The 24,177-nt window shown below is 60.2% G+C and carries 18 protein-coding genes and 1 pseudogene; 8 read left to right on the forward strand and 11 right to left on the reverse strand.

All coding sequences use genetic code 11. The features are described 5' to 3' along the window. The first annotated feature begins 108 nt into the window (after positions 1 to 108). On the forward strand, positions 109 to 861 hold the full coding sequence (locus BM036_RS01535) for a response regulator (protein ID WP_091848458.1): 753 nt from the start codon (positions 109 to 111) through the stop codon (positions 859 to 861). A gap of 25 nt (positions 862 to 886) precedes the next feature. Here BM036_RS01535 and ttcA read toward each other — a convergent pair whose 3' ends face one another. Continuing rightward, positions 887 to 1,786: a tRNA 2-thiocytidine(32) synthetase TtcA gene (gene ttcA, locus BM036_RS01540; RefSeq protein ID WP_091848678.1), complete on the reverse strand. Its 900-nt coding sequence runs from the start codon at positions 1,784 to 1,786 to the stop codon at positions 887 to 889. 186 nt (positions 1,787 to 1,972) lie between these two features. Here ttcA and BM036_RS01545 point away from each other — a divergent pair, with 186 nt between their 5' ends. Next, the gene (locus BM036_RS01545; protein ID WP_091848459.1) at positions 1,973 to 2,650 is read left to right on the forward strand and encodes a DNA-J related domain-containing protein; all 678 of its coding nucleotides are present in this window, start codon (positions 1,973 to 1,975) and stop codon (positions 2,648 to 2,650) included. Next, a complete protein-coding gene (locus tag BM036_RS01550; protein ID WP_091848460.1) occupies positions 2,644 to 3,663 on the forward strand; it encodes a polysaccharide deacetylase family protein in 1,020 nt (339 codons plus the stop codon). The genes BM036_RS01545 and BM036_RS01550 overlap by 7 nt, the downstream gene beginning before the upstream one ends. 50 nt (positions 3,664 to 3,713) lie before the next feature. On the opposite strand, the gene BM036_RS01555 is transcribed toward BM036_RS01550, so the two are convergent. After that, positions 3,714 to 5,168, reverse strand: coding sequence for an SLC13 family permease (locus BM036_RS01555; protein WP_218144747.1), 1,455 nt, complete (start codon positions 5,166 to 5,168; stop codon positions 3,714 to 3,716). A gap of 100 nt (positions 5,169 to 5,268) precedes the next feature. Further along, on the reverse strand, positions 5,269 to 5,598 hold the full coding sequence (locus BM036_RS01560; protein WP_091848461.1) for a TraR/DksA family transcriptional regulator: 330 nt from the start codon (positions 5,596 to 5,598) through the stop codon (positions 5,269 to 5,271). Between the two features lie 171 nt (positions 5,599 to 5,769). Between BM036_RS01560 and BM036_RS01565 the strand changes: the two genes are divergently transcribed. The 4 genes from BM036_RS01565 (at position 5,770) to BM036_RS01580 (ending at position 11,056) form a co-directional block, all read left to right on the forward strand. Further along, positions 5,770 to 7,527: a diguanylate cyclase domain-containing protein gene (locus tag BM036_RS01565; RefSeq protein ID WP_091848462.1), complete on the forward strand. Its 1,758-nt coding sequence runs from the start codon at positions 5,770 to 5,772 to the stop codon at positions 7,525 to 7,527. 17 nt (positions 7,528 to 7,544) lie between these two features. Then, positions 7,545 to 8,318: an SDR family NAD(P)-dependent oxidoreductase gene (locus BM036_RS01570; RefSeq protein WP_091848463.1), complete on the forward strand. Its 774-nt coding sequence runs from the start codon at positions 7,545 to 7,547 to the stop codon at positions 8,316 to 8,318. Between the two features lie 212 nt (positions 8,319 to 8,530). Then, positions 8,531 to 9,781 carry an ABC transporter substrate-binding protein gene (locus BM036_RS01575; RefSeq protein WP_091848464.1) on the forward strand — a complete coding sequence of 417 codons (1,251 nt, stop codon included), beginning with the start codon at positions 8,531 to 8,533 and terminating at the stop codon, positions 9,779 to 9,781. A 24-nt stretch (positions 9,782 to 9,805) separates the two neighbouring features. Then, positions 9,806 to 11,056 carry an ABC transporter substrate-binding protein gene (locus BM036_RS01580; RefSeq protein ID WP_091848465.1) on the forward strand — a complete coding sequence of 417 codons (1,251 nt, stop codon included), beginning with the start codon at positions 9,806 to 9,808 and terminating at the stop codon, positions 11,054 to 11,056. A 22-nt stretch (positions 11,057 to 11,078) separates the two neighbouring features. On the opposite strand, the gene glpK is transcribed toward BM036_RS01580, so the two are convergent. Together glpK and edd are read right to left on the reverse strand one after the other, a co-directional pair. Beyond that, a complete protein-coding gene (gene glpK, locus BM036_RS01585; RefSeq protein ID WP_091848466.1) occupies positions 11,079 to 12,560 on the reverse strand; it encodes a glycerol kinase GlpK in 1,482 nt (493 codons plus the stop codon). A gap of 43 nt (positions 12,561 to 12,603) precedes the next feature. After that, complete coding sequence (edd, locus tag BM036_RS01590) at positions 12,604 to 14,427, reverse strand: phosphogluconate dehydratase (RefSeq protein ID WP_091848467.1); 1,824 nt, start codon at positions 14,425 to 14,427, stop codon at positions 12,604 to 12,606. 94 nt (positions 14,428 to 14,521) lie between these two features. On the opposite strand from edd, the gene pyk reads away from it, so the two are divergent. Further along, on the forward strand, positions 14,522 to 15,979 hold the full coding sequence (gene pyk, locus BM036_RS01595; RefSeq protein ID WP_091848468.1) for a pyruvate kinase: 1,458 nt from the start codon (positions 14,522 to 14,524) through the stop codon (positions 15,977 to 15,979). Positions 15,980 to 15,990: 11 nt separating this feature from the next. Here pyk and BM036_RS01600 read toward each other — a convergent pair whose 3' ends face one another. The 6 genes and pseudogenes from BM036_RS01600 to lon form a co-directional block, all read right to left on the reverse strand. Next, on the reverse strand, positions 15,991 to 16,647 hold the full coding sequence (locus BM036_RS01600) for a bifunctional 4-hydroxy-2-oxoglutarate aldolase/2-dehydro-3-deoxy-phosphogluconate aldolase (RefSeq protein WP_091848469.1): 657 nt from the start codon (positions 16,645 to 16,647) through the stop codon (positions 15,991 to 15,993). Between the two features lie 28 nt (positions 16,648 to 16,675). After that, positions 16,676 to 17,395 (reverse strand): 6-phosphogluconolactonase, encoded by a 720-nt coding sequence (pgl, locus tag BM036_RS01605; RefSeq protein ID WP_091848470.1) that lies wholly within the window; start codon positions 17,393 to 17,395, stop codon positions 16,676 to 16,678. Then, positions 17,382 to 18,860 (reverse strand): glucose-6-phosphate dehydrogenase, encoded by a 1,479-nt coding sequence (gene zwf / locus BM036_RS01610; RefSeq protein ID WP_091848471.1) that lies wholly within the window; start codon positions 18,858 to 18,860, stop codon positions 17,382 to 17,384. The genes pgl and zwf overlap by 14 nt, the downstream gene beginning before the upstream one ends. A 257-nt stretch (positions 18,861 to 19,117) precedes the next feature. Continuing rightward, positions 19,118 to 20,965, reverse strand: a complete 1,848-nt coding sequence (locus tag BM036_RS01615) for a SurA N-terminal domain-containing protein (protein WP_091848472.1) — start codon at positions 20,963 to 20,965, stop codon at positions 19,118 to 19,120. Between the two features lie 231 nt (positions 20,966 to 21,196). Next, positions 21,197 to 21,487 (reverse strand): annotated as a pseudogene (locus tag BM036_RS01620) (HU family DNA-binding protein); the annotation flags it as partial. A gap of 219 nt (positions 21,488 to 21,706) precedes the next feature. Next, positions 21,707 to 24,121 (reverse strand): endopeptidase La, encoded by a 2,415-nt coding sequence (gene lon / locus BM036_RS01625; protein WP_091848474.1) that lies wholly within the window; start codon positions 24,119 to 24,121, stop codon positions 21,707 to 21,709. Positions 24,122 to 24,177: the final 56 nt, after the last annotated feature.

The following is a 24,177-nucleotide window of genomic DNA, read 5'->3' on the forward strand; positions in this document are numbered from 1 at the left end:
TGAATTACCCCCCACCCGGGACTAACGTGTTGCGAGCCCTCAGGGATCGGTCAGGGACTGGCAAGACCGAAGCGGAACGAGGGCCCTCGTAAAGACAGGGAGAACACCATGCCCCGTGGCAACGCACTCATTGTTGATGACTCCTCCACCGCGAGGATCATCCTCGCCAGGCTGCTGGAGAAAGCCGATCTCACCAGCAAGGGCGTCGGCTCGGCCGAGGAAGCCCTGAGCCTGGTTCAGCATGAGCAATTTGACCTGATCTTCCTGGATCACCTGTTGCCAGGCATGAACGGTTTCGAGGCGCTGGAAAAGCTCAAGGGCCAGCCGGAAAGCCGGGACATCCCGGTGTTCATGTACACCTCCCAGAACGCTGATCGCTACCTCCAGGACGCAAAGGCCCGGGGCGCCGCGGGCGTGATCGGCAAGCAGGTGGAACGTGAACAGCTCATCCAGATGATTGACACCATCCTGGCAGACGGCGACAGTGAACCGGATTTTGCGGCACCGGAACTGAGCCCTTACCAGACCGTGGCCGACCAGTCCTACCTGCGCAAGCTCACCGGCCGCCTTTCCACCCTGGAAATTGCCTATGAAGAGGCCAACGAGGACATCCGTGCGATGAAGCAGCACATGGCTCGGGTAGATGCCCGGTTCCAGGAGGAACTCGAGTCCCGGGTGGGCAAGGTGCGTCGATTGTGGATGCTTACAACGCTGGTCTTCGTTCTGGTGGCGCTGTTTCTGGGGCTACAGATCAACAGCCTTTCGGAAACGGTAGATGGCCTGAACACCCAGCTCGCGCTGATCAGTCAGATGATTGGCGGCCTGATGGAACTGGTTGGTGGAGGCGGGGACGGAGGTTGATGCACCGCCCCGGCCTGCTGACGAATCAGAGATTCAGCACGTCCAGCCGACCATAGTCCGGCTCTGCCTCAACGGTCTGCACCGGCGCCACGCCACCTGCGCGTGAGCGGCCCTCGGCAAAGTCATAAAGGCTGGTATCGGCGAGGTGGGATGGTTCCACATTACACATGGCCCGGAACATGGTTTCGATCCGCCCCGGGTGTTGCCTGTCCCACTGCTGCAGCATATCTTTGACCACCTGCCGCTGAAGGTTTTCCTGGGAACCGCAAAGGTTGCAGGGAATGATCGGGTATTCCCTTAGCGTCGCATAGCGGGCAATGTCTTTCTCACGGCTGTAGGCCAGGGGACGGATGACGGTATTGCGACCATCATCACTGAACAGTTTGGGAGGCATGGACTTCATCTTGCCGCCGTAGAACATGTTCAGGAACAGGGTCTCCAGCAGGTCATCCCGGTGATGGCCCAGGGCGATCTTGGTGATGCCATGCTCTTCGGCAAAGTTGTACAGGATGCCCCGTCGAAGCCTGGAACACAGGCCACAGGTGGTCTTGCCCTCTGGCACCTTCTCCTTGACGATGCTGTAGGTGTCCTTTTCGATGATGTGATATTCAATCCCCAGACCAGCGAGATACTCCGGCAGCACGTGCTCCGGAAATCCCGGCTGCTTCTGGTCCAGGTTCACCGCAATCAGCTCGAAAGGTACCGGGGCGCTTTTCTGTAGATTCATCAGGATATCTAGCATGGTATAGGAATCCTTGCCTCCGGAAAGGCACACCATGACCCGGTCACCGGACTCGATCATGCGGAAGTCCTGGATCGCCTGGCCGGCTTCCCGTCGCAGGCGCTTCTGGAGCTTGTTGGTCTCCAGCTTGCGCTCACGCTCCGCCTCGCTGTCGGGTGTGACAGATACCGCTTCCGGCGTCATTACGTCTGACATAATCAACCTGTGGCCATGATGGAATGGGGTGAATCAATCGGCCGCGATTATACCGGAGCTACGCCACCCAAGTCAGGCCCTGTGGCTGCGTACAAGCCACCATCCGCCGTACCGGGTACGATTCTTCACCCTTTCGGGCTTGGGATACCGCACCCGCTGACATAACATGGCAGCATGAGTGAGGATGCCATTTCAGATAAATCGTCCACCGAAGGCGAGCCTGCAGATCATCAGGGCCAGGCCCTTGAGCACCACGTTCAGTTACTGACCGCAGCCACAGAGTCCTGCCTGCGTGAAGCAGGCAACCTGTCGGAGCTGGAGTTGATCCGACAACTGCAACGGCCGCCCTGGGAACTGATCGGCCCGGTAGATTATGCGGACCCCGCTGCCCTGTACCCGGTGCACTTCCTGCTGTTCCATGTACTTTACCGTCTGCGGGATGACCTGGCTGCCACCGGTGAGACGCTGGTCATCTCACCCCTTACGATCAGCCTGCAACATGACGATGTCATTGCCGGCACCGGCCTCCCTGGCCAAATAGACCCGTTGCGGGATTTCTACCTGGACCTGGACCAGTACCGAATGCCCGAGGCCGACATCCACCGCATGGTGGATGATTTCTGGGCCGGACGTGCCGGCCAGGGCCCAGGGGCGGACTCGGCTGAAAGTGCCGCCGCGGTACTGGGCTTCGAAACGCTGCCGGCGGACTTTGCCTCGGTCAAGCACCGGTTCCGACGGGCGGTCATGCAGGCCCACCCTGATCGCGGCGGTGATACCGCCCAGGTCCAGCAACTGAACGACGCGTTTACGACACTGCGACACTACTTCCGCCACGGAGAGTCCCGATGCTGAACCGGACCGTGCTGGCTGCCCTGGTCACCCTTACGCCACTCACAGCCCAGTCCGACCTGGTGGTACTGCAATATCACCACGTCAGTGACCAGACACCGCCAAGTACCAGCACGACGGTTGAGCTCTTTCGGTCCCACCTGTCCCGTATCCGGGAACTGGGGCTGGACGTGGCGCCGCTGGAGTCTGCCACCCGGTCTGCCCTCAGTGGCGAACTGAGCGATCAGGAACAGGTCGCCATTACCTTCGACGACGCCTATGCCTCGGTGTGGACCACCGCAGCCCCCATTCTGGAAGAGTATGGTTATCCCTACACCATTTTCGTGAACACCGATGCCGTAGGCAGCCGCGGCTATATGACCTGGGAGCAACTGGAACAGGCAAGTGAACGGGAAGGCGTCACCATCGCCAACCACAGCCATGACCATGGCCACCTGGCCAGGCGCCCCGACGAACCGAAGGGGGCGTGGCTCCAGCGAATCACCGCCAGCCTGGACCAGGCCCAATCGATCCTTGACGAGAAACTGGGGGCAACGGCACCACTGTTTGCCTACCCCTATGGTGAATATGACTCAGCACTGGAAGAGATGATCGATCAGCGCGGCTGGCTCGCCTACGGACAACAGTCCGGCGCCATCGGCCAAACCTCGGACACCAGCCGGTTGCCTCGCTTCCCCCTGGCCACGGCCCATGGCCAGCTTGATGGCCTCGATCACAAGCTGCGCAGCCGATCGCTACCGGTGATCGACGATGCCCCGGGTAACAGTATCGTCCAGGACAATCCACCGGAACTGAGCCTGACCCTTCCCGACGGTTTCCGCACCGGAGCACTGACCTGCTTTGCCTCCGGCCAGGGTCGCATCCCTTTAACCGCAGACCAACAGACGGTTTCTGTCCGTGCTCCGGAGCCTTTCAGCAGCCGTCGTTTTCGGTACAACTGCACCTATCCTGCCGGCGACGGGCGCTTTTACTGGTTCTCCCGCCAGTGGGTAGACCTCTCAAGACCGGAAGACTGAGACGGGAGCGGAGCCGGTTGTCGTGACCGGCTGCCGTCCCGGCCCTGCGATCACACCGTAAATGCCACGCCCATCAGCAGGTAACCCAGCAGGGTCACCAGCACGATACCGATCAGGTTGAGCACAAAGCCGGCACGGATCATATCGCTGATGGCCATATAGCCGCTGCCGAAGACAATCGCATTGGGTGGCGTGGCCACGGGCATCATGAAGGCGCAACTGGCAGCGATCGCAGCTGGCACCGTCAGCAGCACCGGCGAGATGCCCTGCCCCACAGCCAGCGCGCCGAGCAAGGGCAGAAAAGCCGCTGCCGTGGCGGTATTGCTGGTCACCTCGGTCAGGAAAATGATCACTGCCACCACCAGTCCCACCATCAGCAACATGGGCAGGGTTTCCAGTGACGACAGGCTTTCGGCAATGGCATCCGCCAGCCCGGAACTGCTGATCACACCCGCCAGCGCCAGGCCACCACCGAACAGCAACAGGACGCCCCAGGGAAGGTCACGGGCGCTGTCCCAGTCCATCAGGGCGTTACCATCCCGCTGGCCCGAACGGAGGATGAACAACAACACCGCCGCGAAGATGGCGATCACCGTGTCACTAAGCCACGGCAACGTACCCGATAGCAGGGGCCTGCAGATCCAGGCTGCTGCGGTCAGGCCGAACAGGGTCGCCACGCGGATTTCAGCCTTGCCCATAGGGCCAAGACTCCTGAGTTCGTCACGGATTGCCTCTCCCGCACCGGCTGAGGCGCCGATACCGAAATCCCGACGACTCAGCCACCACCAGATCACCAGCAGCATGAGTGCCGCCACCGGCACGCCGATAATCATCCACTGGGCGAAGCCCAGGGGAATGTCCTGCTGATCTGACAGGTAAGCTGCCAACAGCGCGTTCGGCGGCGTTCCGATCAGGGTGGCGATACCACCAACGCTGGCGGAATAGGCTATGGCAAGCAGCAGGGCAACGCCGAAGCGCCGGCGGCTTTCGTCATCCGGTGCGTGCACCATGCTCAATACCGACAGGCCGATCGGCAGCATCATGATGGCGGTCGCCGTATTGGAAACCCACATGCTGAGAAAGGCCGTCGCCACCATGAACCCGGCAATCTGGCGCCGTGGGCTTGTCCCTACCAGCAACAGTATGTGCAGGGCAATACGGCGGTGCAGGTTCCAGCGCTGCATCGCCAGCCCCAGGGTAAAGCCCCCCAGGAACAGGAATATGATGGGGTTGGCGTAGGGTACGGTAGCATCCGTGACGGTTCCCAGGCCCAGCGCCGGGATCAGCACAATGGGTAACAGCGACGTAGCCGGAATTGGAATCGCTTCAGTTGCCCACCAGGCGGCCATGAGCATCATCAGTCCCAGTGCCGCCCATGCGGACCCGTCCAGGCCACCCGGCGGCGGCACCACCAGGGTAAGGGCAAAAAGTGCGAGGCCGGTAAACAATCCGATAACCCGGCTCTTCGGCATCTTCCAGGACGTGTCATCAACTGTCTGCGTCATGGGGTCCGGTCCTTTTTCTATCGGCAACAGGCCGACCCAGCCTGAGACTGAAGTCGCCGGCACCCGGTGGTGAGTTTAGTGAGGGGGAGAAAAGACGGGACTATTCTGCAGCTTCGGCACAACGAACGCAAAGCGACGTCCAGGGCAGAATATTCAGGCGCTCAGGGTTGATTTCGTTGCCGCACCTTTCACACAGACCTCCTTCTCCCTGATCGATGCGGTCCAGGGCATGGATGACCTGGCGCAGCTCTTCCCGCACTTCCTGTTCAAGGGAGTCGACCACTTCATCATTTTGCAACTGCACTGCCTGTTCCTCGAAATCGGCTTCCAGTTTGCCGCTCTCCCGATGCTGGTGGGCCTCGTAGCGCTCAAGGCGGCGAGTCAGTTCCTGCTTCAGGCGCTGAAGTTCTTCTGTACGGGTATTGGCCATAGTAAAACCACCTCCGGGGTGACGTCGTGCTTTGACAAGCGAAAATGTAAAAAACCGTAAGGATATCGGAAAGAATGGCTGAGCAATTGACGTCCGTCAAAACCGGGCCGCGACCGGCAACACACAATGCCTCGTATACCTTGCGGACCAATAACCACAAGCGGAAGTACCATGGCCAATCATCTACCGATCGAGAGCATCATGCGCTCCGGCGTTCCTGTGCACTGTTCCCCGGACACACCCCTGAACCGTGCGGCGCAGCTGATGGCCGAGCATGGCTGTAGTTCCATTGTGGTCATGGCCGGCGGGGAGCCGCTGGGTATCTGGACCGAGCACGATGCACTGCTGGTGAACTTCTCCGACCCGGATTCGCTCCACCGTCCCATTGCCGACGTCATGAGCACACCGGTCGCCACCCTCATCACCGGAACCAGTATAGCCGAGGCGGCCATGCGGTTCCGGCAGGAACACCGGCGGCATTTTCTGGTGACCGACGCCCGGGGCGAAATTGTCGGCATTCTGAGCCAGAGTGATATCGCCATGAACCAGGGCCTGGAACCCTACCTGAGGTTGCGGGAAGTCCACTCTGCCCTCGGCGACCGTCCATTGATGATCACTGGCGAGGTAAAGCTCTCCGCCGCTGCCCGCCTGATGCACCAGACCCACCATGATGCCGCACTTATCCTGTGTGAAGACGAAGGTCCCGGAGTGATCACCGAACGGGATATGCTGCGGTTTATCAGCAATTATCCCGGCGACACACCCGTTGCGTCGCTGGCCAGTCGCCCATTGCAGACCATCGGCATGAGCGAGCCTCTGATCCGCGCCCGGGACCTGCTGCTGGAAAAACGTATACGACACCTCGGAGTCACCAACCATGACGGCGAGCTGATGGGCCTGCTGGGCTTCTCGGACCTGATCGCCGGTGCTGAACACATGTACCTTGAGGACCTGAGGACCACCCTTGAGCAGCGTGACGCAGCCCTCGCCCAGTCACGCCGCCACCTCCAGCTAGCCGAAAGGGTGATCGAGTCTTCCCTTGAGGGCATCATAATCACGGATCCGCAGCTGACCATTCAGTTCGTAAACCCGGCCTTTACCCAACTCACCGGTTATCAGCCGGAAGAAGTTATTGGCCGAACACCGGCCATACTCTCATCCGGCCGCCACGACTCGGAGTTCTACCGGGAAATGTGGGAGACGCTGAGCAGTACCGGCCGGTGGCGGGGAGAGGTCTGGAACCGGCGCAAAGGTGGCGAGCTTTACCTCGAGCTACTCACCGTCACCGCAATCCGCGATGAGGACCGCAATGTAACGCACTACGCCGGCCTGTTCACCGACATCACCCAGCACCGCCTGAACGAAGAGCGTATTCGCCAGCTGGCCTATTACGATGCCCTGACAGGCCTGCCCAACCGGCGCCTGCTGGAAGACCGCCTGCAGCATGCCATTCGCCACGCCCACAGGAAGCAGCAGATACTGGCAGTCATGTTCGTAGACCTTGATCATTTCAAGGCCGTCAACGATAGTCATGGACATGCCGCCGGCGACCACCTGCTGACGGAAATTGCCGGACGGCTGCAAAGCTGCCTTCGGGAAGACGATACCCTGGCACGTCTGGGCGGCGATGAATTTATTGTACTTCTCCCCGAACTGGACAGTTCCGAGCACGCCATACGGGTTGCACATCGCCTGATCGAGGCCAATGCGCGGCCCTATCGCTGCGGTGATGCCCTGCTCAGGGTGGGCTCCAGCATTGGCATCAGCCTGTACCCCCTCGACGGCGAAACCGCCGATGCCCTGATGGAGAGGGCAGACGAAGCGATGTACCAGGCCAAGGCCGCAGGCCGTAACCAGTTCCGGCTCACCGGACTGGAAACTGACGACAACCAGGCAGAGCGGATGGCAGAAAACCTGCCCCACGCCTGAATCAGGAGGAAGGAATCATGGCAAGACTCAAAGACAAGGTAGCGATTATCACGGGTGGCAGCGGCGGCATCGGCAAGGTAACCGCCCGTCGTTTCCTGGAGGAAGGTGCCCGGGTGGTGCTGGTGGATCTCCGGGAAGAGGACCTGAAAGCCGCCGCCGAGGAATTGAAAGACGCTGGCAAGGTTGTGACGGTGGCTGCCGATGTATCGCAGGAGGAAGATGTCGCCGCCTACGTCAGGAAGACCATGGATGAATTCGGCCGAATCGATGTTTTCTTCAACAACGCCGGCATTGAGGGCAAGGTTGCCCCCATCACAGACCAGAAAATCCAGGACTTCGACAAGGTTATTGCCGTGAACGTGCGCGGCGTATTCCTGGGCCTGCACCATGTACTGAGGGTTATGCAGCAACAGGGTTCCGGCTCGGTCATCAACATGTCCTCGGTGGCCGGCCTGATGGGCAGCCCGGGGGTCGCACCCTATGTGGCGTCCAAGCATGCCGTGGTTGGCATTACCAAGTCGGCCGCACTGGAGATGGGCCCCCATGGTGTAAGGGTCAATTCGGTACACCCCTCCCCCGTGAATACCCGGATGATGCGTTCACTGGAAGAAGGCTTTCAGCCGGGTCACGCAGAGGAGGCCAAGGCAGCTTTGACCGCCAGTATTCCCCTTGGCCGCTACGGCGAATCCATCGATATCGCTAACGTCGTCGTGTTCCTGGCGTCGGAAGAATCCGGTTTCGTGACCGGGGCCCAGTATCGCATCGACGGTGGCATGGGCGCCCACGGCTGATTCGCATACCGCGTTGCCCGGCGTGAACCAGTTCCCCGGGTAACGCTTTATTACGCCCAGTTACAGCTCCCTGACAATTTTCCACCCTGGGACCATTGCCAAAACCCACGCCAGCGACAAAACTGGCCGGGGCCAATTCCCTTTTGCATCATTTAACAAAACCAACAAATGCAGGCGGCACATACGTTGCGCCTGGCAGGAGAGTTTTACAGATGAAAATCCGCACGCTGCTGGTCGCTCTGAGCCTGTCACTGGCTTCACTGACGTCCGTTGCTGAAACGCTCAAGCTGGGCCTGAATTATCCCCAGTCCGGCCGCTACCAGGGCCAGGGCCTGCAGCAGCGGCTTGGAGCCTTCCTGGCCGTTGAGGAGATCAACCAGCAGGGGGGCATCCTGGGACAACCGGTAGAGCTTGTCATCCGCAACACCCGCAGCGACCCTGAACGGGGAGCTCGCAACACCGCAGACCTGATTGATAACCATGACGTGCAGATGGTGTTTGGCGGGGTGTCCTCTGCCGTCGCCATTGCCTCCGGCAAGGCCGCGAAAGAACGGGACCGGATTTACTTCGGCACCCTGACCTACTCCAATGCCACCACGGGCAGTGCCGGCCACACCCACATGTTCCGGGAACCCTACAACGCCTGGATGGCATCAAAGGCACTGGGCCGGTACCTGAGCGAGAGCCAGCGTGACAGTAACTACTTCTATATTACCGCGGACTACACCTGGGGCTGGTCTGTCGAGGAGTCATTGCGACAGTTCACCGCTACCGACGACACCAGCGCCCACCCCGGCGTTACCACGCCCTTTCCCACTGCCCTGACCAGCGACTTCCAGGCAGCGCTGGACAAGGCCGCCGCCAGTGACGCCAAGGTGCTGGTGCTGGTGCTGTTCGGTGATGATATGGTTCGCGCGATCAACATTGCCTACTCCATGGGACTCCAGAAACGTATGCAGATTGTGGTACCCAATATCACACTGGGTATGGCGCGACAGGTTGGCCCCACCATTATGGAAGGGGTCATCGGCGCAGCTCCATGGGTCTGGAACCTGCCGGTCGAGAAGGGTTATGAACGGGGCGAAGCGTTCGTGAAGGCCTTTTCAGACCGGTACGAAATGCGTCCATCGTCAGCGGCGGCATCCGCATACAGCATTGTGCACCAATACAAAGATGCGGTGGAACGGGCCGGCACCACCCGTACCGCTGCGGTCATCCGGGCCCTGGACGGCCACCGTTACAGCTTGCTGAAAGATGAGCAGGAATGGCGGGCATTTGACCACCAGAACGTACAGTCTGTTTATGTAGTCAAGCTGCGACCCCGGGAGCAGGTACTGGCGGATGAATACTCGGCCAATTACTTCGAGATTGTCTATTCCCTGCCCGGCAATGAGGCTGCCCGAACTCTGGAGGAGTGGCAGAGCGATCGGCGAAAGGCAGGAATGCCCCTAACCCTTCAATAACACATAAAGGAGATAACCACCGTCATGATACGCCGCCTTGCCCTGGCCTTTGCTCTGCTGCTGACAAGCCTGTCCTGCGTGGCCCAGGAGGCCCTGAAAATCGGGCTCAACTATCCCCAGTCCGGCCGCTACGAGTACCTCGGCCTGCAACAGCGTCTGGGGGCTTTCCTGGCCGTCGAGGAGATTAATGCGTCAGGGGGCATCCTGGGACGCCCCGTTGAAATGGTGATTCGTAACACCCGGCTCAACCCGAAACGCGGTGTCGCCAACGTTCAGGAAATGATTGACGAGCACGATGTCCAGATGATTTTCGGCGGTGTTTCATCCGCGGTAGCAATTGCTTCCGGCAAGGCCGCGAAAGAACGGGACCGCATTTACTTCGGTACCCTGACATACGCCAATGCCACCACCGGCAGCGCCGGCCACACCCACATGTTCCGCGAATCGTATAACGCCTGGATGACGGCCAGCGCCATCGGACAGTACCTGGCCGAGCACTACAGCGACAAAAAGTACTTCTACATTACCGCCGATTACTCCTGGGGCTATTCGGTGGAGGAATCCATGCGCACCCAGTCCGGAACTGACGATACCGAGCGCCACCCGGTTACCCGGACCCCCTTCCCTAACGCCCGTACCCAGGACTTCCAGGCCGCGTTGGAGGCCGCGGAAGCAAGTAATGCCGACGTGCTGGTGCTGATTCTCGGTGGGGGCGACATGGTTCGCGCAGTGAACATAGCCCATGACATGGACCTGAAGGAGAAAATGCAGATTGTCTGGCCTAATACCAGCCTGGGCACGGCCCTGCAACTGGGCCCCTCGCTGATGGAGGGCATTATCGGTGCTGCCCCATGGTTCTGGAACCTGCCCTATGAGAAAGGCTATGACCGGGGGATCGAGTTCGTCGAGGCCTTCTCGGATGCCTACAACATGCGGCCGTCTTCGGCGGCGGCCTCGGCATACAGCATTGTCTACCAGTACAAGGACGCGGTGGAACGGGCCGGCACCACCAATACCGCCGACGTGATCAAAGCGCTTGAGGGCCATCGCTATTCGCTGCTGAAAGACGAACAGGAGTGGCGGGCTTTTGATCACCAGAACGTGCAGTCGGTCTACGTGGTGCGTATGAAGCCGAGGGCGGAAGTGCTTGAAGACAAGTACTACAGCGCATTCTACGAGATCCTGGACACGGTTCCCGGGGAAGAAGCTGCCCGAACATTGGAGCAATGGCAGGAGGCCCGGCGCAAAGCCGGTGCCCCACTGACACTGCAATAACGGCTCTGGCGCCTGTATAGCCTCAGGTTTGCTGCAGGCGCCGGACCGCTTCCAGCCAGCCGGCGTACAGCCGGTCCCGGTCATCCTTTGACATGGTCGGCTCGAAACGTCGCTCGCACCGCCAAAGCTTTTCGATGTCGTCCAGGTCCCTATACACCCCGGCTTGCAGGCCCGCAAGAAACGCGGCACCCAGGGCAGTGGTCTCGATCACCTCTGGCCTGTCGACCGTGGCCCCGAGAATATCGGCCAGAAACTGCAGTACCCAGTTATTCACCACCATGCCACCATCGACCCGGAGCGCCACCGGGCGGACGCCATCGTCCTCCATGGCTTTCTGCAGGTCCTTGGTCTGATAGCACACGGACTGCAGCCCGGCGGTGACGATCTCCTTGATACCGGTATCCCGGGTCAGGCCGAACATTGCCCCCCTCGCCTTGGGGTCCCAATGGGGCGCCCCCAGGCCGGTGAACGCGGGAACCAGGTAGACGCCATGGTCCACCGGGGTCTGCTCCGCCAGCATTTCACACTCATCGGCCATGCGGATCAGGCTGAGGCCATCCCGCAGCCACTGGATGGCCGCCCCGGCAATGAAGATGCTGCCTTCCAGGGCGTAGGTGGTCTTTCCATTCAGCCGATACCCTACCGTGGTAAGCAACCGGTTGGACGATTTCAGCGCACGGTCGCCCGTGTTGAGAATCAGGAAGCAGCCGGTGCCATAGGTGCTCTTCGCGGTACCCTCGGCAAAACAGGTCTGGCCAAACAGGGCCGCCTGCTGGTCCCCGGCAATACCGCCGATCGTTACACCACCGGCGGGCAGATGATCGGCGATGGTGCCAAAGTCAGAGGCGCAATCGCGGACTTCCGGTAACAGCGACGCGGGAATGTCGAACAGCTTCAGCAAGTCCGGGTCCCAGCACTGTTCATGGATATTGAACAACATGGTGCGGGAGGCATTGGTGGCATCCGTCAAAAACGATCGGCCGCCGGTCAGGCGCCAGAGCAGGAAGGTGTCCACGGTGCCGAACGCAAGTTCGCCTCGCTCGGCCCGCTCCCGTGCACCTGTGACATTATCCAGCACCCAGCGGATCTTGGTGGCAGAGAAATAAGGGTCAATCAGCAGGCCCGTACGCTCGGTCACCAGCGGCTCGTGGCCGTCCTCCTTCAGCTGCTGGCACAGGCCGGCGGTACGGCGGTCCTGCCAGACAATGGCATTGTGCACCGGCTTGCCGGTTTCCCGGTCCCACAGAATGGTCGTTTCCCGCTGATTGGTAATACCCACCCCCAAGATCTGGTCAGCGGTAACACCACTGTGGTCCAGCACCGCCTGGCAGGTGGCAACCACCGTGTCCCAGATAGCCTCCGGGTCATGTTCCACCCAGCCACTGTCGGGGTAGATCTGGTCAAATTCCTGTTGTTCCACGGCGTGGATCCGGCCTTCCCGGGTGAACAGGATGGCCCGGGAACTCGTGGTGCCCTGGTCAATGGCCAGCAGGTACTGTGTCATGGGTGGTCATGCTCCTTGTTATTGTTGTGTCCGCTTTCGGTCGTCAGTCATTGTGGTCCCGGAAAAACAGCGTGGCGCCCTTCTCCGCCTCCGATGCCCCGTGGCGGAACCAGCTGAACAGCTCTCGGCCCAGCCCGGACTGATTGCCGGTGAGGTCCGGGACCGCCGGCTCACGGGAGGCCAGTTCATCCTCGCTCAGGGCTATGGAAAGCTGCCCCCCGGTGGCGTCCACCCGAATCATATCACCATCACGTACACGGGACAGGGGGCCGCCCCGGGCCGCTTCCGGGTATACGTGGATGGCTGCAGGCACCTTTCCGCTGGCGCCGGACATGCGCCCATCGGTGACCAGTGCTACCCGGTAGCCATGGTCCTGCAGGCTGCCCAGGTATGGGGTCAGCTTGTGCAGTTCCGGCATGCCGTTGGCCACCGGTCCCTGCCAGCGCACCACCGCCACGAAGTCCGAGTTCAGCTCACCACGTTCGAACGCCTCTGCCAACTGAGACTGATCATCGAATACCCGGGCAGGCGCCTCAACCACCTGGTGTTCCGGTGCCACCGCTGAGGTCTTGATAATGCCCCTGCCCAGGTTACCCTCGACGACCGTAAGCCCGCCTTCAGCTGCAAAGGCCGCAGATACCGGTCGCAGGACGCTGGAATCCGCACTTGCCGTTGCCGCCGGCCGCCACCGCAGCTTCCCGTTTTCGAGCACCGGACCCTGTATGTAAGCCCGCAAGCCCCTGCCCACTACCGTGTCAACATCCTCATGGAGCAGGCCGGCGTCGAGCAGTTCGCGTATCAGCAACGGTGTTCCCCCGGCCTGGTGGAAGTGGTTTACATCCGCGTCGCCATTGGGGTAGATGCGAGTCAGTAGCGGCGTGGCGCGGGACAGCTCTGAATAGTCATCCCAGTCAATATGGATGCCTGCTGCCCGGGCAATAGCCACCCAATGCAGCGTGTGGTTGGTGGACCCCCCGGTGGCCAGCAGGGCGACCAGTGCGTTGACAATGCTTTTTTCAGAGACCATGTGGGCCAGCCCCAGGTCACCGCCATTGGGCCGCGAAAGCCTTATGACCTGCTCTGTTGCAGCCCGGGTCAGTGCCTCTCGAAGCGGCGTGCCAGGATTCACGAAAGCCGCGCCAGGCAGGTGCAGGCCCATCACCTCAACCAGCAACTGGTTGCTGTTGGCTGTGCCGTAAAAGGTACAGGTCCCGGGACTGTGGTACGACTGGCTTTCTGCCTCCAGTAACTCCTCACGGCCCACCCTCCCCTCGGCGTACAACTGGCGGATACGTTGTTTTTCCTTGTTCGGCAGTCCCGAAGGCATCGGACCGGCCGGCACCAGTACTATGGGCAGATAACCAAAGCTGAGCGCACCGATCAGCAGACCGGGTACGATCTTGTCACAGATCCCCAGCAGCAGGGCGGCATCAAACATATTGTGGCTCAGGGCGACAGCCGTACTCATGGCGATCACATCCCTTGACACCAGGCTGAGCTCCATTCCTGGCTGGCCCTGGGTGACGCCATCACACATTGCCGGCGTACCACCAGCGAACTGGGCCACCGAACCCATGCCATGGGCGGCCTGGCGAATCACATCGGGAAAAGTGGCGTAGGGCTGGTGGGCAGAAAGCATGTCATTGTATGCCGACACCATGGCCACATTGGCCTGGTTCATCAGCTTCAGTGTCTGCTTGTCGCCAGGCTGGCAGGCGGCAAAACCATGGGCCAGGTTGCCACATGAGAGTGCAGCGCGGTGGGGCGACTGACGGCCCAGGGCGTCCATCCGCCGAAGGTAGTCTTGCCGGCTGTCGCGACTGCGCCGGATAATCCGTTCAGTAACCCGGGTAACCGTGGGGTGCATCGAAGCGCTCCTTCACCATTCTGTTACACTCTGACAGTACCATGACTACTGAGTTACCCATACGTACTGTCGCCATACAAGGAACCCCAACACCATGCCAGAGCAGCTGCGGCGCACCAAGATTGTCGCCACCCTCGGCCCCGCCACTGATGCACCCGAGGCCCTTGAGCGCATTATCCGCGCTGGGGTGGATGTCACCCGCCTCAACTTCTCCCATGGCAGCGCCCAAGAGCATGGCGAGCGGGCGCGACAGGTACGGGAAGCTTCCGCCCGGGCAGGCCGTTTTGTGGCGATACTCGCGGACCTGCAGGGGCCAAAGCTGCGCATTGCCCGCTTCCGAGACAACAAGGTGACCCTGAGGGCAGGCCAGACCTTCGTACTGGACGCCGCGATGGACAAGGAAGCCGGCGATGACCAGGCCGTTGGCATCGACTACGAGCAGCTCATCCGCGACGTGGTACCCGGCGATATCCTGGTACTTGACGATGGACGGATCGAGATGGAAGTCACCGGGGTAGACGACCACAGCATCACCTCCACAGTGCTGATCGGCGGCCCCCTGTCCAATAACAAGGGCCTGAACAAACGCGGTGGCGGCCTGTCCGCCGATGCCCTGACCAGCAAGGACCGGGAAGACATTGTAACCGCGGCCCGGCTGGCAGCAGACTATGTGGCCGTCTCCTTCGTCCGCACCGCCGACGACATGCACACCGCCCGCCACTTGCTGAGGGACGCTGGCTCCCAGGCTGCCCTGGTGGCCAAGATCGAACGAGCCGAACTGGCCCACGACACCGAAGCGCTGGACTCGGTAATCCTGGCCTCTGACGCCGTTATGGTCGCCCGGGGTGACCTGGCTGTGGAAATCGGTGATGCCGAGCTGGTCGCCGTCCAGAAACACATCATTGGTCGTGCCCGTGCCCTGAACCGGGTCGTTATCACCGCCACCCAGATGATGGAGTCCATGATCGACAACCCCATGCCAACCCGGGCGGAAGTCTCCGACGTGGCCAATGCGGTGATGGACTATACCGATGCCGTCATGTTGTCCGCCGAGACCGCCGTGGGCGATTATCCGGTGCAGGCAGTAGAAGCCATGGATCGCATCTGCAAGGGTGCCGAACGTCACCCTTCCATGCATCAGTCAGGCCACCGCATGCACGAGGAAATGGAAAGGGTGGATGAAGCCATTGCCCTGTCAGCCATGTACGCCGCCAACCACCTGCAGGGGGTTACCGCCATTATCTGCCTCACCGAAACAGGTGCCACGCCCCTGCTAATGTCCCGCATCAAGTCCGGACTGCCCATCTTTGCCTTTTCCCGACACTTCTCCACCCAGCACAAGGTGGCACTGTACCGTGGTGTGCAGACGGTTCCCTTTGACTCGGCAGAGGTTTCGCCGGACCAGACCAACGCCCTGGCGGTCAAACAGCTGCAGGACCGGGGCATCGTCAACCCCGGTGACCTGGTGGTGGTGACCAAGGGCGACTATGTCAATGCGCAGGGCGGAACCAACACCATGAAAATCCTGCGGGTTGGTGACGACATCCGTTAAGCGACGTCTGCCTAACCCTTGCAGCTGGCGAGGCTCTCCCTTGCCAGCTCGCCAATACCAGCCCAGTCCCCCGTGCGGACCCTGGACTCCGGGGTCAGCCAGGTCCCACCCACCGTCATGACATTATCCAGTGACAGATATTCGCTGGCTGTATTCTGGCGTATGCCTCCCGTCGGACAGAAAGTCACATCCGGAAAGGGCCCTGCGAAGGCCTGAAGGGCCTTCACCCCGCCGGACACGGCTGCCGGAAAAAACTTGAACGAACGGTAACCCAGCTCATAACCCAGCATCAGCTCGGAAACCGTTGCCACGCCCGGCAGCAAGGGCGCGTTCGCCGTCAGGCCGTAATCCAGGAGCCGTGGAGTTATGCCGGGGCTGACCACAAACCCGGCTCCGGCACTCTCTGCCCGACGATAAGCGGCCGGGTCGGTCACGGTTCCCGCACCTATAAATACATCACCGGGTAGCCGCTTGCTCAGCAATTCGATGGCTGGCAGGGCCGCGGGGGTTCGCAGGGTAATTTCCAGCACACGGATGCCCGCCTCAAGCAGCGCATCGGCCAGCGGCGCCGCATCCTCCTCCCGATGCAGGGAAATTACCGGAATGATGGGACCCGCCGCGAGAACCGCTTCAATTCGCTGTTTCTGTTCGTGCGATAACTCTGTCATGAGCGCATTTCTCCTGCTTCCGACCCCCTCAGGGGCACCAGAAAACCTCCAGCGGTTGTTGGAAAAACACCCGTATGGGCCTTTCACTTAACGCCTGCGGCTGGGCGAGGGCCAGCTCCAGTGCCTTTCGTTTACCTTCACCCTGAAGCAACAACAGGGTTGCATTTGCCCCCGAGAGGGCGCTCGCGCTGAGTGAGAGCCGCCTGGTATCCTGCGATGATGGTGTCATGGCGATCACCAGGGGCGCATCCTTTGCCAGGCCTTGTTGCAGTTCGGGGGCACCAGGGAACAGGGAGGCTGTGTGGCCGTCCTCACCCATCCCGAGAACCACAACTGCGGCCGGCCAGGGTAGCTCCCTCAGCCGGGTGCTGGCCTCAGTAGCGGCAGCCACGGGATCAGCTTGCCCGTCAGACACTAACTCGTGAAGCTGTGCCTCTGCAGCCCTGTGCTGCAGCAAAAACTGCCGGATCATGCGGCTGTTGCGTGCCGGGTCATCCTTCGCCACCCAGCGTTCATCCGTCGGCACCACGTGGACCCTCGCCCAGTCCAGGTCGGCAGCCGACAATCGACGCAAGAATGCCTCTGGCGTCCTGCCACCGGAAACCACCAATAATGCCTCGCCGTGTTGAGTCAGAGCCTGGCGTAACTGATCGACAACCCTTACTGTCAGCGCTTCGGCGAGTGTTCGGGAGTCCTCACCCCGGTACAGGGCAACTCCCGTCCCCGGGATCACTTCAGGCGTCTTCATACCAGCTCCGATTGTCCCGCGTGATCATGGCGATAGACGCTACCGGTCCCCAGGTGCCAGCGGCGTAACGTTTGGGGTGGGCACCGCATTCCTCGCAATTGGCAAGCAGCTGGTCCACCCAACGCCAGGCAAACTCCACCTCATCACGGCGGACGAACAGGTACTGATTGCCTTTCATGACTTCCAGTAACAGCCTCTCATAGGCATCCGGAATCCTGTCGGTCTCAAACGCCTCCGCAAAGGTCAGTTCCAGGGGCCCCTGGCGCAGCCGCATGCCACGACTCAGCCCCTGATCCTTGGTGAGTATTTGCAGGGCCATACCCTCATCCGGCTGCAGGCGGATGATCAGCTTGTTGTTGGCCAGGTGTTTCTGGTCCGGGTCAAAGATGTAATGGGGCGCCGGCTTGAAGTGAACAATCACCTCTGAACGCTTCTCGGGCAGCCTCTTGCCGGTTCGGATATAGAATGGCACCCCGGCCCAGCGCCAGTTCTCGATTTCCACCTTGAGGGCGATGAACGTTTCAGTGTGACTCGGACCCTCGGCATCCTCCTCTTCCAGGTAGCCCGGTACCGGGATGCCTTCGGCCGTTCCGGCGGTGTATTGCCCACGCACCAGGTGGCTGCTTATCCGCTCCGGCGTCAGGGGTGAGAGCGCCTTGAGAACTTTCACCTTTTCATCACGGATACTGTCGGGCGACAGGTCCGAGGGTGGGTCCATTGCGAGCAGGCACAGTAACTGCAGCAAATGGCTCTGCACCATGTCCCTCAGCTGGCCGGCACTATTGAAATACGACCAGCGCCCTTCCACCCCCACGCTTTCCGCAACAGTGATTTCCACGTGGGAAATATGGTTCTGGTCCCATTGCGAGGCAAACAGGTTGTTGGCGAAACGCAGGGCGATCAGGTTTTGCACCGTTTCCTTGCCCAGGTAATGGTCGATCCGGAAGATATTTTCCTCCAGGAAAACCCTCGCCAACTGGTCATTAAGCTCCCGGGAGGAAGCGAGGTCATGGCCGATAGGCTTTTCCACCACGACCCGCGTATGGTCGTCACAGATACCCGCACTGCAAAGGTTCGCGGTGATCCTGCCGTAAAGCCCGGGGGGCGTGGCATAGTAAAACACCAGTGTATTCGTCCCGGGACCCTGCCGGTGCCAGTCACCCAGCACCGGGTAACCCGGTGCATCAGTAAAGTCCAGCTTCAGATAGCTTACCCGTGCAAGAAACCCGTCAAGTAGCTCCGGCTCCAGGCTGCTTTCGTGCAGTTGTCCAGCCAGGCTCTCGCGGATATGGCGGCGGGCCTCGTCCGGTCCATAGTCACGCCTCGCCAACGCCAGGATCCGGCTGTCGCCTGACAACAGATCCGCCCGATGCAACTGGTACAGTGCAGGAAACAGCTTTTTCAGGGCCAGGTCACCCATGGCTCCGAATATAACCAGGTCACAGGCTTGCCCTCCACTCCCCATTTTGGTGCCTCCAGGTGGTCCGATAACGGGTTTTAACAGAATCATACAAAAAGCATGACAACACCCCAGCCGGATTGCCAGTGGTGTCCCGGGAATGTTTCCGAGGGGGGCAGAGACCTCAGAGGCAAGCACTGGATTAAGGAATTAGCCAGACGGAACACCACTGAGGCCGGGGTGCCAGGCTCTGCCCAAAAAAAAGTCTGCCGCGGGAAACCCGGGGCAGACCTTGTTGAGCACAGTTTCAGGTAACCGAGCGATCAGGGACGTTCAATCTCGGCCTGGTCACGAAGTGTCCGGGCATAGGCGTTATATTCCTGCTGCCCATTCAACTGCGCCAGGAACTGCGCCATGTTGCGCACTTCTTCGCTGTCGGCGTCCACCTCGCCGTCGGCTACCCCGGACAGGGCAATAACGAACAGGTCAGAGCCCGCTTCAGCGGTACCAAAGCTGAAACCAGCTTCGTCCGGAGAGGGCAGCGAGAACGCGACCGCTTGTACCGGCGCAGGCACCGCAGACTGATTGCGTGCCACACCCTCATAGACTGTCCAGTCGTCGCCTTCCGGACTGACCTCACCATTACGGAGCTGCTCGAGCAACTGATCAGCCTGTTCCTGCAGCAGTGCCAGCGTACGCTCACGCTCCAGACGATCACGCACCTCGCCGGTCACTTCCTCTAGCGGCTGCGGCGCTTCCGGATGATGCTCGGTAACCCGTGCCACAACCGCGGTCGCCTGGTCCACATCGATCAGCTCAGTATTGAACCCGTCTTCCAGTACATCGCCGGAAAAGAGCTGACGCACCAGGCCGGCGTGGTTGAACGGCGCCTCGTTACCCTCCCGGGTGACACCGGAGCGTGTTTTTACCTCAAGGCCAAACTGCTCTGCCGGCTGCTCCAGGGTGTCAGCTGAAAACGCCATGTCGGCCAGCTCTGTCCGCTGGCGGGCAAACTCATCACCGGCGCGGGCCCGGGCCAGCTGATTGCGAATTTCCGGCGCCATTTCGTCAAAGCTGGCGGGCTCAGAGGTACGGATATCGAGCAGCTTGATGAAGTGGATGCCATACTCTGTTTCCACCGGACCGGCCACTTCGCCCTCTTCCAGCGACAGCATGGCTTCATCATAGGCACCACCAAGGTCGCCCTCTCTCAGGTAACCAAGGTCACCACCCTGCTCCGCTGACAGTGGATCATCGGAAAACTCCCGGGCCAGGTCGGCGAACTCTTCCCCTTCATCCAGGCGCTGCCGTACGGCCTCAACACGTTCAGCGGCGTTATCACCATCCTCAATCAGTATGTGAGCGGAACGACGCTCCTCATAGCTTTGCTCGGCAACCAGCTCATCATAGCGCTGACGAACCTCGTCTTCAGGCACGTCAACCTCCCTGGCTACATCTTCCAGTGACAGCTCGATATAGGCTACGTCCACCGATTCAGGGCGGGTGAACCGCTGCTGGTTCTCGTTATACCACTGCTCAATGTCGGCGTCGGAAATGTCCACCTGGTCGGCAACGGATGCCGCCTCAAGCCTCCGTGTGCTGAACTCCCGGGTCTGGCTCTGAATCGCCAGGACCTGGCGGGCGGCTTCTGACGGAGCAATACCGCCACGGATCACCGCGGTACGAATCTGGTTGCTGACATAATCCCGCTTGAGCAACTCCCGGAACTCGCCAACGCCCATTCCCAGGTTACGAACAAAGGAGGTAAAGCTCTGCTGGTTGAATTCACCGTTTACCTGGAACTGGGGCATGCTGACAATCAGTTGGTCGACCCCCTGGTCAGTGAGTTCCAGGCCCTGGTTACCAGCGTCCTGGGCCAGCACCTCTGCCTGGATCATGCTTTCCAGCACTTCCTGGCGGATCCGGTCTTCGTCCAGCAGGGTGGGATCCGGGTTTTCCATCTCACTGAGGCGTTGCTGGCTGGCAATCTGTACCATCCGCAGGTATTCACGCTCGGTAATATCCTCGCCGTTGACGGTGGCGACTTCCGGTTCACCGCGGAAACCGCCGACAATGGCGTCCATACCCCAGATTGACAGGGAAACGATCAATACAGCGATGATTATCTTGGCGATGGTGCCCTGGGCATTGTCCCGAATATCTTGAAGCATGTTCCTCCCGGATCGCTCGACCCTCTGTACCGTCCAGATGGCACCAGGTTCAGCGTCAGGCCTCGTTCAGCGTTGCTCTGGAAACAGTCAGCAAGGTGGTCCGGAACAAGGGGGCCGGAACTTTGGACACTGACTGAACGTAAAAAGGCGCACCCGGAATGGAATGCGCCTTGAATTCGGGCAGGGCGGCACAGGTGACTCGATCCCGGCACCGCCTGCCGAAGGAGTCCGTTACTTGACGGCGTCCTTCAGAGCCTTACCTGCCTTGAACCCGGGCACCTTGGAGGCCGGGATCTTGATCTCGGCACCAGTCTGCGGGTTGCGGCCAGTACGTGCGGCGCGCTCCTTGACAGAGAAAGTACCAAAGCCGATCAGAGTGACCTGATCGCCTTTCTGGAGAGCGCCGGTGATGGAGTTGGTCATCGCATCCAGGGCACGGCCAGCGGCGGCCTTGGAGATATCGGCAGACTCTGCAATTGCATCGATAAGTTCGGACTTGTTCACACTAAACCCCTTCGATTTTAGGTTGGAGAAGTTCTCGGTCTGTTTATTTTTCTCGGACGTTTCCGACTATCGCATAAGCGGTCGGAGAATTCCATTCTTCGCTTTTTTTATTCCCTGCGGTTGTTAACCGGTCCACGGAATAGGTCTTGATTGCGCGGGAGCCCTTGGTATTGGCTGCTTCACGGCGAAACAGTTATACCAACGGGCTCTCCGGCATGTCAACAAAGCACTCAGCTTTTAATGTGTGTTGATTCGCTCTCCGGCATCACCTTCGTCATCCCGGGCACAACTTGCCTGGCCCTGGGTGGCGGCGGTCTCGGTCAATGGCTCGGGGGTGTACTCCAGTGCGATATCGAGTACCTCATCAATCCACTTCACCGGACGGATCTCCAGGGACTCCTTGATATTATCCGGTATCTCCTTGAGATCACGGACATTTTCATCAGGAATGATGACGGTCTTGATACCACCACGATGGGCCGCCAGCAGCTTTTCCTTGAGCCCACCAATGGCCAGGACCCGGCCGCGCAAGGTAATTTCACCGGTCATCGCAACGTCCGCCCTGACCGGAATACCGGTGAGCGAGGAAACCAGCGCAGTACACATACCAATGCCAGCACTGGGCCCGTCCTTCGGGGTCGCACCTTCCGGAACGTGAACGTGAAGGTCCTGCTTTTCGTGAAAGTCGTCACGAATCCCAAGCCCCGGCGCCCTGCTCCGGACGACCGTCAGGGCCGCCTGAATGGACTCCTGCATCACATCTCCAAGTGAGCCGGTCTTGACCACACGTCCCTTACCTGGGGTGACGGCGGTTTCGATGGTCAGCAATTCGCCACCAACCGACGTCCAGGCAAGGCCAGTCACCGAGCCAACCTGGTTCTTCTCTTCAGCCAGGCCATACTTGAACTTGCGGACACCAGAATAGTCTTCGAGCTTTTCCGGGGTCAGCTCGAGGGCGGTCTTCTCACCCTTCTGCACATGCTCACGTACCACCTTCCGGCAGATCTTTGCCAACTCGCGCTCAAGGCCCCGTACACCAGCCTCCCGGGTGTAGTAGCGGATCAGGTCCCGCAGGGTCTGTTCCGGCACCAACAGCTCATCCTTTTTCAGGCCGTTGGCCTTGAGCTGTTTTGGCAGCAGATATTTCAGGGCGATGTTGACCTTCTCATCCTCGGTGTAACCCGGGATACGGATGATTTCCATCCGGTCCAGGAGCGCCGGCGGGATATTCATGGAGTTGGAAGTACACACGAACATGACATCAGACAGGTCGTAGTCCACTTCCAGGTAATGATCGTTGAAGGTGTGGTTCTGTTCCGGGTCCAGTACCTCCAACAGTGCCGAGGCAGGATCACCACGATGATCCATGCCCATCTTGTCGATCTCGTCGAACAGGAACAGCGGGTTCTTTACCCCCACTTTTGACAGCTTCTGAAGCAACTTGCCCGGCAACGCACCGATATAGGTCTTGCGGTGGCCGCGGATTTCAGCCTCATCACGTACGCCACCCAGGGCCATGCGGGTGTACTTGCGATTGGTCGCCCGCGCAATGGACTGACCCAGGGAGGTCTTGCCCACACCGGGGGGGCCAACCAGGCAAAGTACCGGACCCTTTACCTTCTTAACACGGCTCTGGACTGCCAGGTATTCCAGGATACGGGTCTTGACCTCGTCCAGACCGTAATGATCCTCGTCCAGGATCTCGCGAGCCTTTTCGATATCGTGGCGAACCCGGCTTCGCTTCTTCCAGGGAATGGAGAGCATCCAGTCGATATAACCCCGCACCACGGTGGCTTCCGCCGACATCGGGGACATCATCTTGAGCTTGTTGAGTTCGGCATCGACTTTCTTGCGGGCCTCTTCCGGCAGGCCGGCTTCCTCGATCTTCTGTTCAAGTTCGTCGAAGTCACCGCCACCCTCTCCCAGGGAGCCCATCTCTTTCTGGATGGCCTTCATCTGTTCGTTGAGGTAGTACTCCCGCTGGCTCTTCTCCATCTGCTTCTTGACGCGACCACGGATGCGTTTTTCCACTTCGATCAGGTCGATCTCGCTGTCCAGCCGGCCCAGCAGCAATTCAACGCGATTGCGTATATCCAGCGCTTCCAGCAACTCCTGCTTTTCAGGCACTTTCAGCTCAAGGTGCGCAGCCATGGTATCCGCCAGGCGCTCCAGTTCATCAATGCCCTGCAATGCGCTGGACACTTCCGACGGCACCTTGCGGGACATTTTGACGTACTTCTCGAACTCTTCACTGAGGGTCCGTACCAGCACATCCTCTTCCCGCTCTGGCAGGGAATCGGTCTCGAGCACACTGGCCGTAGCGGTCAGGTATTCACCTTCAGCCACGGCATCGAGGCTGGCGCGCGCGTTGCCTTCAACCAGCACCTTCACCGTACCGTCCGGCAGACGCAACATCTGCAGGACAGTAGCCAGGGTACCGACATCAAAGACGTCCGACGGGCCAGGATCATCGGTGCCTGCATCCCGCTGCGAAACCAGCAGGATTTCCTTGCTACCCTCCATGGCCGCTTCCAGGGCCTGGATAGACTTTTCACGCCCCACAAACAGCGGAACCACCATGTGGGGGAAAACAACCACGTCCCGAAGGGGAAGCATAGGGTATTCGGTACGGGTTTCAGGTGTCGGGGTCATAAGGAATCCTCTGACGACATTTCTTTCAGCATACCACCGAACATTGGGGTTATTCG

The sequence above is a fragment of the Marinobacter segnicrescens genome, assembly GCF_900111555.1.
Taxonomy (GTDB): domain Bacteria; phylum Pseudomonadota; class Gammaproteobacteria; order Pseudomonadales; family Oleiphilaceae; genus Marinobacter; species Marinobacter segnicrescens.